Source organism: Pseudomonas sp. LS-2 (genome assembly GCF_003605735.1).
Classification (GTDB): Bacteria; Pseudomonadota; Gammaproteobacteria; order Pseudomonadales; family Pseudomonadaceae; genus Aquipseudomonas.
Genome location: NZ_QXTJ01000026.1, coordinates 302,520 through 311,060 on the forward strand (window position 1 = coordinate 302,520; position 8,541 = coordinate 311,060).

The following is an 8,541-nucleotide window of genomic DNA, read 5'->3' on the forward strand; positions in this document are numbered from 1 at the left end:
ATCTCGCCTTCAGCCTCTCGTCATCGAAGCATCCGAGGCAAACGTGCATAGGTTCAGCATCCTCGATCTCGAGGCTGATCTGCTGAAGGATCGAGTTAACTCTGAAGCGTCCCAAGTTGTTCCTCTCAAAATGGCCGTAAACAAAATGACAGCGAGCGAAATGCGAAAAACAAGCCTTTCAAATTAGCGAGGCGTCCATTCCTGCCTACTCGATGCAGGTACTTCGTGGACTTCGACCTGCGCCTCCTCAAGCGCTCTCGCAAGCTCACCCACTGGTTTTCGATCAATGATCAACCGGCCAATCCGATCTAGCGGGAAAACCTGAAACAGAGCACGCTTGCCCATCTTAGATGAGTCCGCAATAACCGTCAGGTATCTAGTGCGGGCGATCATTGCTCTGGTGATCTCAGCCTCCTCAATGGAGAAGTCGAAAGCCCCATCAGCGCTCAGCGCACCAATGGTCACCACAGCGTGCTCGGCGTTGAAACGGGCAATCTGCTCCATCGCCAAAGCACCTGTGTTTTGTGCTGACTCGGGACGATACTCCCCTCCGATCATGAAAACCCGATTGCCACTTGCCCCCATGCTCTCAGCAATCATCAAGGAGTTCGTGATCACCGTGATCCGGCTCAGCTTGGCAAGCTCGCGAGCAAAAAACAGAGTCGTTGTTCCGGTATCGATGAGGATGCTGTCGCCTGGAGAGTAAAGCCCTGCCGCGTATCGGGCCATCATCCGCTTCTCAGCTGAAAACTCGTTCATGCGAGTTTGGAACGCGTTCTCATGTTCGCCACGAGGGGGCAACGAAGCCCCACCGTGGTATTTGGTCACTTGGCCTTCTTCGGCAAGGATCGAGAGGTCACGACGAATCGTTTCTTGAGAAGTGCTCAAGGAGCGAGCCAACTCCTCTACTGAAATCCGCTCCCGCTGCCTCAGCAGTTCCAGGATGTGTTGTCGTCTTTCGTTAGGACGCATTTCTACACCTTCGTCGTGTGACATCGCCCCCAAACGAAGCAACAGGTGTTACCGAGGCACACGAATGAGGCAATGGTAACGCTTGGGCTTCTAAGAAACGCCGTCAAGCCAGTCAATAATCTTGATTTTTCAGAAACTTACTTACGGCCCCTAACGCAGGGCCCTGCTGCGGCCAAGCTCAGAATACGCCTCGTAACTGACTGACTCCATACCGTTTACCAATCAAAACCACATCAAAACAACGCATGGCACGCGATGTGGTTCATAAACAGTCAGAAACGCTCAATAAACCGACCGGTTTCGTGAGGAATGTTCGGCGATTCAACTCACGCAGTACACGCCGCCGGCTACCGTCCGGTAGCCAAACAACAAGAGGTTCCAGGCCAGGCATTTGAGGTGCTTTGGTCAACGTGGACATGAAGGTGAAGCCATGGCTGAGTTTGGAAATTACCTGATCTATCTGATCATGATGGGCGCGGTAATGGGCGCCTGTGCGTCTGTTCTCAAGCCTGAAAGCGGTCTAGGCAAAGAGTTCGTCAACGGGATTCACTCCATCGGGCCTGTGTTCCTAGCGCAGGCAGGGATCATGATCTCGATCCCATTCCTGTCGAAATTCATCGAAATGGCCCTAGGCCCTTATTTCAGTCTGATGGGTTCGGACGTCTCCATCGCAGCCCTGTCGATCATCGCTGTAGACATGGGCGGTTATCAGCTGGCCGATGCCATCGCGGCGAACCGCGATGTTTGGATCACTGCAATGATCGTTGGCTACACATCAGGAGCAACCATCGTCTACCTGATCCCGGTAGGCCTGATGATGCTGGATCGCAAGGATCACAAATATCTTGCATTGGGCGCCATGGCCGGCTAGATCAGCATTCCATTCGCGGTACTCGCTTCCTTGGTGATGATCACCAGCTTCAATTTCCCTGTGCGCGAGATCGTATCTACAAATTCGCCTGCGTTGCATTACCTCACGCTCGACTTCGTGGCTTCCCGACTATGCGAAAGCAACAATGCGTTCAGAGCATTAAGTGGTACGTAAAGGGAGATTTTGCCTCGCATGTCGGGAGGACATGGTTGCGAGGATGTCGAGATCACTGCCTCCAAGTCAGTCCCTCTTGCTGCCGATCCAAATATGGCTGGGGACACTAATCCATAGGACTCGATGAGCATCTTGATCTCGCTGGTTTTGCCTTAGATCGCGTGAGACGGTTTCATGATTTTCCCCTCCGTAAGCCCCTGAAGCACCCGGTCAACGTTGCTCTTGAGGATGTTAGGATCTAGCCTGCCGCCCGCATTCGAATCGACATTTCGCGGAGGTCAGACCCCTCCCAGCCTCTCTGAGAATATGGCAGATGATGAAGTTGGTCAGGCTCATACGACATGGTGAAAGTGCAGCAAACCCCGCAGCTCCCACTCAGGATCACGCAAGCGTTCCTCTCACTAAGCACGGTGTTGATCAGACACGCCGAGTGGCCCTTTCGTAAGGAGTTGCCATAGCGGAGGTGACCAGGAGAACAAGTAACAAACAGCCCAACTGCATCCGTGCAAGCGAACTCTTCATGACGGTTCTCCAATCCTCGACGTTAAAGTCTCGATTCAGCACAAGCACACTTATAGCGTCAACGGCGATCGGCACTGCGATGGCAATCAAGGCAGGCATCACTTCATGGTAGGGAAAATCAGCTATCGAGGCTATTTTCCATCCGCTTTGGCATTGTAGTCCGCGACTTTAGCGTCAATGGCCTCCTTGGACATTTCAAGCACTTTACCGGAGGGAGCCTTATCCGGGCCTTCTATCACTGATCCGGTCAATATATTGATGGGTACAGCGGAAGACCCTTGGACGATCGATACTCTCGTGACCAACTGCGACTGCTTATAGAGCGCGCCGGGCTTAAGGCCTTCAAGCTGGATAATCGCTTTAGCATCAGAGAAACCGAGCTCTACGGATAGGCTTCTGTCAAACCATGTGGACACGCCTTTGTGAAGCGGATGCGGGTACAGCACCAATATAGGGCTCACTCGATAAACAACCTTCCCGGACGCTGGGTTCAGGTTGGAAATAGGCTTGATCTCAAACTCCCCTAGGAATGCAGGCTGGCCAACCAATTCAGATCGAATTCCATATTGGCTAGACGGATTGACCTTGTACTGACCAAGACGCGAGGACATCATCCCCATATTGAGTCCAGATTTCGACGCGAGTGATGAAAAAAACTCTTTCGCCACGGGATCATCGGCAGATGGAGCCTTGAACTCTCCATACACAACCAACGCACAGATTCTAGTGGTAGTATCTCCAGACTCGCTGACCGCCGGTTGCGCTAGCAAGGTTTTTGCATCAATTTTTACGTCACTTTTTAAATAGTTTATTGCGAGATCCAGTTGCTCTTTCCCATAAGCAGCTACCTGCTTAACCCCAGCTCCTATAAGGGTTGCGGCCAGCAGGGATGCTGCTTCAGTAGTCCCAGGCGAGAGCGAACAACTCTCGGATGAATTCACATAAGCATACAGCCTTAGCTCAGTGACTGTTTTAGCGGTGTCTATATCCGCCATCTTGTAGCTTGCCGTACTCACAGTCTTGGAGTTCCAAGAACATCCTCCAACCACTACGCATGCCGTGATGGCGACTAGAATCTTCATCCCTTGCTCCCCTTAATCCTGTTAATTGAAACTGCGAAATTTCTACCACCATCGTTACACACATTTTCCTTATCTACACCTAGATGGATACCGACTACATAAGCGACACCATCTTGGAATGCAAACACTGGAGCACCTGAGAAACCTTGAACTGTGCTGCAAGTGTGGGTCAGGCACCCGCGCCGAACCTTGATGGCAATACAAGTCCGAGTATAGCGTGTCCATTTCATGGCTTTTTGAACTCCGGCAAACGAACCACCCGGTATTGATTCTTTTTCCTCTATACCAGGAATAAAAAGCTCGTCTGATGCAGATATCTTTGATATTGCTTCAACACCTAGCCTTGCAGGCACGGACTTTGAGTAACTGGTTCCATAAGGCCTGATCCAAACATAGTCACAGCCTGACTCCACACAGTTTATTACCTTATCAACTCTAAAATTCCCATCTGGAGTTATGAGCCGTAAATCCACGTAATTTCCTGAAAGCTCTGAAATACAGTGCCTAGCTGTTAACCATTCTCCCTCACCCATATAAACAGCGATACACCTGTGAGAACTCTTATAGGTCAGACTCGCTAATGAATCTCTAATTTTATTAAAAGAAATCTGACCAGATTCATCAGAATTGCTGCTTCCTGCGAAACAAGCCGCAACCCCTGCTTTTTGAAAATCTGGCTTAGTCAGTGAATTTTCAGCGTAAGACGTACATTTTCCATCACTATGTTCGTAAACCAACTTCAACAGGTCACCATGAGACATTTTCTTGGATAACGCTGGGTTAAACTCATTGACAAAACCATCGTCCAAATATTCGAAATAATTTTTCCCAGCGGTTATGCCGTGAAAGTCTCCAATCCCCAACACCGCTAATTTTTCAGCTATATACCCCGAAGGGATTTTCATCCAGTCAGTTAGACCGCCCGCCCACGCAGTATTGCTAAGCAATATTGAAAGAATAAGTACCTTAGGTATCGTTCCCATGGCAAACACATCCTTGATTCCATGGCTCAAGTAAGGACGAAAATTGCGGCATGTCAAAAAAAATGTTATTTTTTTAAAGACCAAGATTCACGAAGGCAACGGTCTGTTTTTGCTGACTATGTTTTCAATAGCCAGCTAACTGTTTTGAAGGCAGCCGGTCGATCCCTCCCTGCTATGGTTGCACCCAATTGACTATCTGGCAGTGCTAAAGCAAACTCCATATCACGCGAACTAAGCTTGCGCTGAAGGAAGTGGATACCTGACATGCCAACAACGGTTGCCATTTGTGAGTCCGTCCAACACCGTCGAAACTCACCTCCTGCTTCGTAGCATTGGCTACGATAGAGCTTCTGGGCGTTCAGGTTGGTCTTGGCGGTATCCAAACTGATCCGGTGAGCCCCCTCGGCGCGCGCTATGTTCGCCAGATGATCGAGCAGCATACGAGCGCACCCCGCTCCTCTCGCAGAAAGATCAACGACAGATCGTATAGCCAGTGACAGTGCTTCATCGCGAGCGAACAGGTCGCTGGGTAAAGCTGAGCGAACGCCACGGCTTCCTTCTTCTCGTTCATTACCAGGAAGATCCTGGGCGCTGTGCTCGAGTTTAGCGTGGAGGAAATCTCTCGACTTGTCCAAGTCGTCAGGCAGCTCATAGAACATGCGGTATTGGTTGAAGAGGTTCGCGGCACTGTCCACGTTCTGGCGGGCGCATTCGGTGACTTCCATGTGCGGCTCCCTTGCGAGTTGGTTGGGAGAAAGATTCAGATCCAGACCGCCCGCGCCTCGCAACGGTCAGTGCATCGATAGCCAGAGAGATGTGGGGCGTGGCTCTTCGAGCACGGCTGCCGTGAACCAAGCCGCCTGCAGGGGTCTTGGCAATACGGGCTTCCATCCTCACGCTCTTTTGGCTGCAAAGTGAATGCCCTGCCGAGAGTTGCTCAGCGCATGAATGTTGGACAGAGACGACATAACGCGACCCTACCCACTTCTGCTCTGTAAAGAAGCTCTCTGAACTGCTCGCAGAAAAACTCTCATCAGATCACGGGATTCACTGCGCGCTTTCCAATACAAGCTGAATTATCCCCGATCACATTAGATTGCTGTCTAAAAATCGTAGCCCGCAGATAACCTTCAACATCCTTCCACTCAGTTTTTCTATCGACAGCTTCGATCATCCACCTGCCAACTAGGATCGGATCGTTTCCATATACATGCTGCCGATTTCTAGCATAGGTCAGAAGCCAACCAGGAAATCTATCATTCAAGGAGTGATCAAGCTCTCCGTCAACACTATGAACTTGTTCGTTAAAATTATAGACTTGAGTAAGTACCGCAAAGTGTTCTCCATCGACATACTGCTCTTTCCTACAGGTATGGGCAGGTGAGAACGAATCTTGGAGAATATGGAGTATGCTGCCCAGCGCTACATCCGGGGTTCGAATGTTACGCAGTTCCGCGTTACCAGCTTGGGGTCTCGCAAAAAGTGTCCGCACTTTGGCGTTGGCAGGATCTTTGAGATCGTAGTTCAAGGCGATAGAAGGCAGGTTCAGCTGTTTCTCATCTAGAGTCGTGAGCTGAGAATCTGCCTTACGATCACCTGTGGCCACGCTGTATGCAAACTTGATCCACACAAGCGCAAGCCGGGTAGTTTCGGCTACTCTCACAGACTCTCCAACACGTGCAGGCTGGCTAGTCATAAAGTGAAGGTGCTGTAGCGTCCCGTAATGAGAGTTCCAGCCAAGGTGGTCTTTCGCTTGAAGCCAGCATTTTGCGACGCCGCATGCATACAAATGGGTTTTGGGATCGAATTGTTGTTTTATGCTATCCAGCCCACCGATAAAATCTCGTCCCTGCCCCCAACTGTACATTAAAGGGTCATCGTTCCACCAGCTCCCAAACATGATCGCATAAGTATTGTGTTCACTGGCTGAGCCAGGCTTCTTCCAGGATTTTTCAGCCATGAAATTAAATTTTAGATCTCTGTTTTTTTCTGAGGCTGAGCGCTGGGCAACTGTTACCAAAAAACCTGTACCTTTGTACTCATCTATGGAGAAGTTTGTCATGTGTTCATGAACGGTACCTTTGAAGTACTTTCCATTCTTGATGTCCTTCAAGGCACTAGACCATCGGCATGCATTCCAGAACCGTATGGAATCCGCATCAAGATAATTGGGGTTGTAGACCAACACCCTCAGGCAAGGATTGATTTCAAATCCCAAGGTAACAGATGAGAAAAAGGCGCTTGCCCCGCAAATCAAGAGGGCTGCGATAGACTTGGCGTATTGCATGGCGTCCCTACCCTGATGGTAATTCAACATCATGCTAGGCGACCTCATCCAAAATTCAAGCCGCTGCCTCCCTGAGGTTTTCTCGTAACATGGTCGGGCGACGCAGCCAGACGGCCCCGCTCCGACGGGCTTATCCAGCCCCTTCAACAAGCGCCGTATCCGTAGACGGCGTAACGGCTTTTCGCTTACCTTCGTGCCATTCGCCCGCGACCAACAAGGGCAAATGGACATGCTGTTGACATCTGTGAAGGTCGGCCCCTTTTGCTCAATCAATGAACCGCAGACAACTGAGATCGACCCACAGGTCACTGTCTTGGTAGGGATGAACGAGGCGGGAAAGACAGTCTTTCTAAGGGCTTTGCATAAGGCTAAGGACGCTTTGGACAAGGAGAAATTCGACCTGACCGAAGACTATCCACGCAAAGATTTATTACCTACAAGCGAAGCCATGAAGAAACGCCTCGCGATCCCGTCATCCTAAGGAAAAAGCGCGATGCGGCGGTGAATCACCTTAAGGTGCCTTAAAACCACTCATGACTCCGGGCGACCCGTCTCCAGGATAATCAAGGATGATAGATGTTTTATAACGACACATTTTCCCGGCGTGGAACCTTCCACACCATGTCTGCCAATGCGTTCAATCTAGCTCTAGGTTTTTTTCTACTATGGGGTTTCGGGCTCAATTGGCTAATGGTCGAGCTCATTCCGTCAGGGCCGATTCGGGCGATCAACTCGCTCGTTTTCCTACTCGGGTACTTCGCCTGCGGCTTCAGTGGTTGTGCTCTGATCTCCAAGTCGAAGAACCCTGCCGTCAGCTTCATCGGCTACAACCTGATCGTTGTGCCTATCGGGCTTGTATTGGTGTGCGCCCTCCCCGAATTCGCTCACGAGCACATCATGGCGGCAGTGCGCGTCACCACGCTACTCACGGTAGGAATGATGGTGATGGGGACGCTATTCCCTCAGTTTTTTCAAAAAATAGAAGGCGCCCTCTCCTGGGCTTTGATTATCAGCATCGTCGTGCAGCTGGTGCAGATGCTGATCTTTGGTATCCACCTTGGCGTAGTGGATTGGATCGTCGCAGCGATTTTTTGCGGCTACATTGGCGTGGACTGGGGCCGGGCCAACCGCATTGAGCGCACACCCGACAATGCGGTTGATAGCGCCGCTTCGCTCTACCTGGACATCATCAACTTGTTTATGCGTGTCCTGGAAATTATTTCTCGCAGGTAACACTCACTGCAGTTCGCGAGGTCAGTCTCATGCGCAATCAAACCTACATTGTCTTCGCTCCCCCATCGACTGCGCGGCCACGCGTACCAATGCGCGCTACGTTGTTGGCGTTTGCGTTGGCGTCAACGGCCGCCAGCGCTAGCGATGTCCTGATTGCCCCTTCCGAGCAACCTATTTTAGGACAAATCGTCCCCGGGGCTGAGCTGAAGATGATCCTTACGACGTCCCAGCCTTGCTATATTCCCGGCATGGGCGATGAGTTTCCCTACCACGGGATGATCCCAAGAGGCAAAGGTACAGACGGGGTTTGTTGGCGCGACAACCAGAACCAGACAATTACCGTGCTCTTAGGCCCAGGTGAAAGAACTGTCTATCCACGGACACATTTTTATCTCGCTGAGGGCATCGGTGACTGGA

Annotated in this window: 9 protein-coding genes and 1 pseudogene; 5 read left to right on the forward strand and 5 right to left on the reverse strand. The window is 50.8% G+C overall.

Going from position 1 to position 8,541, the window contains the following annotated elements; all coding sequences use genetic code 11:
• Positions 1-183: 183 nt before the first annotated feature.
• Positions 184-972 carry a DeoR/GlpR family DNA-binding transcription regulator gene (locus D3M70_RS16185; RefSeq protein WP_120126720.1) on the reverse strand — a complete coding sequence of 263 codons (789 nt, stop codon included), beginning with the start codon at positions 970-972 and terminating at the stop codon, positions 184-186.
• A gap of 430 nt (positions 973-1,402) precedes the next feature.
• Here D3M70_RS16185 and eutH point away from each other — a divergent pair.
• Positions 1,403-1,963: pseudogene (gene eutH / locus D3M70_RS16190) on the forward strand (ethanolamine utilization protein EutH); the annotation flags it as partial.
• Positions 1,964-2,333: 370 nt separating this feature from the next.
• Entirely contained in the window at positions 2,334-2,462 is a 129-nt protein-coding gene (locus tag D3M70_RS16195) for a histidine phosphatase family protein (protein WP_120126847.1), read from the forward strand.
• Positions 2,463-2,670: 208 nt separating this feature from the next.
• On the opposite strand, the gene D3M70_RS16200 is transcribed toward D3M70_RS16195, so the two are convergent.
• The 4 genes from D3M70_RS16200 to D3M70_RS16215 all read right to left on the reverse strand — a co-directional run bounded on the left by D3M70_RS16200 (position 2,671) and on the right by D3M70_RS16215 (position 6,891).
• Entirely contained in the window at positions 2,671-3,621 is a 951-nt protein-coding gene (locus D3M70_RS16200; protein WP_120126721.1) for a hypothetical protein, read from the reverse strand.
• A complete protein-coding gene (locus D3M70_RS16205; protein ID WP_120126722.1) occupies positions 3,618-4,604 on the reverse strand; it encodes a trypsin-like peptidase domain-containing protein in 987 nt (328 codons plus the stop codon). Before D3M70_RS16205 ends, D3M70_RS16200 begins: the two co-directional genes overlap by 4 nt.
• A 116-nt stretch (positions 4,605-4,720) precedes the next feature.
• On the reverse strand, positions 4,721-5,329 hold the full coding sequence (locus D3M70_RS16210) for an N-acetyltransferase (RefSeq protein ID WP_256659871.1): 609 nt from the start codon (positions 5,327-5,329) through the stop codon (positions 4,721-4,723).
• A 308-nt stretch (positions 5,330-5,637) separates the two neighbouring features.
• Complete coding sequence (locus tag D3M70_RS16215) at positions 5,638-6,891, reverse strand: hypothetical protein (protein ID WP_133306478.1); 1,254 nt, start codon at positions 6,889-6,891, stop codon at positions 5,638-5,640.
• A 223-nt stretch (positions 6,892-7,114) separates the two neighbouring features.
• Between D3M70_RS16215 and D3M70_RS16220 the strand changes: the two genes are divergently transcribed.
• The 3 genes from D3M70_RS16220 to D3M70_RS32345 form a co-directional block, all read left to right on the forward strand.
• Positions 7,115-7,372, forward strand: a complete 258-nt coding sequence (locus D3M70_RS16220; protein WP_133306479.1) for a hypothetical protein — start codon at positions 7,115-7,117, stop codon at positions 7,370-7,372.
• Between the two features lie 95 nt (positions 7,373-7,467).
• Positions 7,468-8,124 carry a Bax inhibitor-1 family protein gene (locus D3M70_RS16225; RefSeq protein WP_120126725.1) on the forward strand — a complete coding sequence of 219 codons (657 nt, stop codon included), beginning with the start codon at positions 7,468-7,470 and terminating at the stop codon, positions 8,122-8,124.
• Positions 8,125-8,153: 29 nt separating this feature from the next.
• The coding region (locus tag D3M70_RS32345) for a hypothetical protein (protein WP_218568425.1) at positions 8,154-8,541 on the forward strand (388 nt) is incomplete at its 3' end.